1 protein-coding gene is annotated in these 1,884 nt (G+C 64.6%); it reads right to left on the reverse strand.

Going from position 1 to position 1,884, the window contains the following annotated elements; translation table 11 throughout:
- Positions 1-81 precede the first annotated feature (81 nt).
- On the reverse strand, positions 82-1,461 hold the full coding sequence (gene ltrA / locus NKI49_RS33120; RefSeq protein ID WP_502899646.1) for a group II intron reverse transcriptase/maturase: 1,380 nt from the start codon (positions 1,459-1,461) through the stop codon (positions 82-84).
- Positions 1,462-1,884 lie beyond the last annotated feature (423 nt).

A 1,884-nucleotide genomic window follows, 5' to 3' on the forward strand; every position in this document is an offset into this window, starting at 1 on the left:
AATCGGGATAGGGGGGAACCTCGCGGTTCCTCCCCTCCCACACCACCTTGCATACGGGTCCGTACAGGGCGGTTCGGTTGGTTATGCGGCTTTGGCCGGCGCAAGGCAAGCTAGGCCGATGCCGGCGAGGAATGCGTTCGGCAGGGCAATGGCGAGCGCGGGACTGTTGCTGATGCGCCATGGGCCGAGCGCACTGCCGGCGGTTTGTGCCGCCAGATCGTGCCCGACGCCACGGCGGCGCAACTCCGCAAAGCGGGTACGTCCGTGCTTCCATTGCTTCCACGCGATGGATCGAAGCCTGCGCCTGATCCATCGGTCGAGGCGGCTCAACACCGACGGCGTTTCGCAAAAACCGAAGTAGCCGCGCCACCCTTTCAGATAGAGCGACAACTCCTTGGCTATCTGCGCGAGGTTCGCGCCCCGCGTCCGCATCGTCAGCAGCCGTACGCGTTGCTTGAACCGGGCGACAGCCTCGGGCGCGATCCGACGCCTTGGCGTCTTTGCGTCACTGAAGCTGAAGCCGAGGAACTTGCGCCGGTGCGGCGAGGCGACCGCGCTCTTGTGCCTGTTGACCTTCAGCTTCAGACGCCTGTCGAGGAAGCGTTCGACGCTTGCCATTACCCGTTCACCCGCCCGCACGCTGCGCACATAGATGTTGCAGTCGTCGGCGTAGCGGACGAAGCAATGCTTGCGTCGCTCCAATTCCTTGTCGAGTTCGTCCAGCATCAGGTTCGACAGCAGCGGCGAGAGCGGACCGCCCTGCGGCGTTCCCTCATCGGTCGGACCGACCAGCCCGCCTTCGAACACTCCCGAGGTCAGAAAGCCCCGGATGAGGCGAAGGATGCGCGGATCTGACACCCGCTTGGCCACCAGCCCCATCAGAATGTCGTGGTTGACCCGGTCGAAGAATTTCTCCAGGTCGATGTCCACCACAACGCGGTGGCCCGACGCGATGAACGCTTGCGCCGCAGCTACCGCCTGATGGGCCGAGCGTGCGGGCCTGAACCCGTAGCTCGACATACTGAACCCGTCGTCCCATTCCTCTTGCAGCACCTGCATCACCGCCTGCTGGATAAAGCGGTCGAGCACCGTCGGGATGCCGAGCGGACGAGTGCCGCCGGATGCCTTCGGGATGTCGACACGCCGCACCGGTTGCGGCTTGTAGGAGCCTTCGAGCAGTTGGGCGCGAAGGTCGGGCCAGTGGTCTTTCAGATGCAGCGCCAAGGCATCGACACTCATGCCGTCGACCCCGGACGCTCCCTTGTTGCGCCGGACCTGCGCCAGCGCCTTCCTCAGATTGTCGCGATCGACAATCGCTTCCATGCACGGTCCGGCCATCGCCGCCGGGCTTTCGGAAGCGGCGTTCGCCGCACCGGCTTCGGTCCCTGACCCGAGGCGGTTGCGGGCTTCACCCGCGCCGATCTCAGGAAAGGCCAGCTCAAGCTGGGTTTTCTGCCGCATGGCCAATGCGAGAACTCCGTCCTACTCGTCCTTCCAACCGTTCGGGCCTTCGCCTCCGGTAAGCCCGGCGACTACTATGCCCTCTGCTGACTTCTGCGCCGCGATCAGCGCGCCTCACGGCGGGCTCAGTCCGGAATTCCGGACACGGCGCAGATCTCCCGAGGTAAGATCGACCGCCTTCCCCGCGCACCCGCCGAATTTACCACCCCGGTCCTTGATGACCATGGACTTCGCGGTCACTTGCCCGCTCGTCCGGCCGGGTAGGCCTCATATCCGGTTCTTGTCCATCGGGTCGCGGTTTTGCTCCACGCTTCCTTCAGACCCCGCCTCACGACGACGCCCTTGCGCTTCGCTAACCCTTCGCCGCCATCAGGCTGGGTAGAGGACTTACACCTCCGAGCTGTCGATCATGCTCGGCACACA

Origin of the sequence: Mesorhizobium sp. M0587, from assembly GCF_040320945.1 — a bacterium.
Classification (GTDB): Bacteria; Pseudomonadota; Alphaproteobacteria; order Rhizobiales; family Rhizobiaceae; genus Mesorhizobium.

Bases quoted from the DNA above. Each gene is read 5' to 3' on its own strand.
- ltrA (WP_502899646.1), bottom strand. From the start codon at position 1,461: ATGCGGCAGAAAACCCAGCTTGAGCTGGCCTTTCCTGAGATCGGCGCG.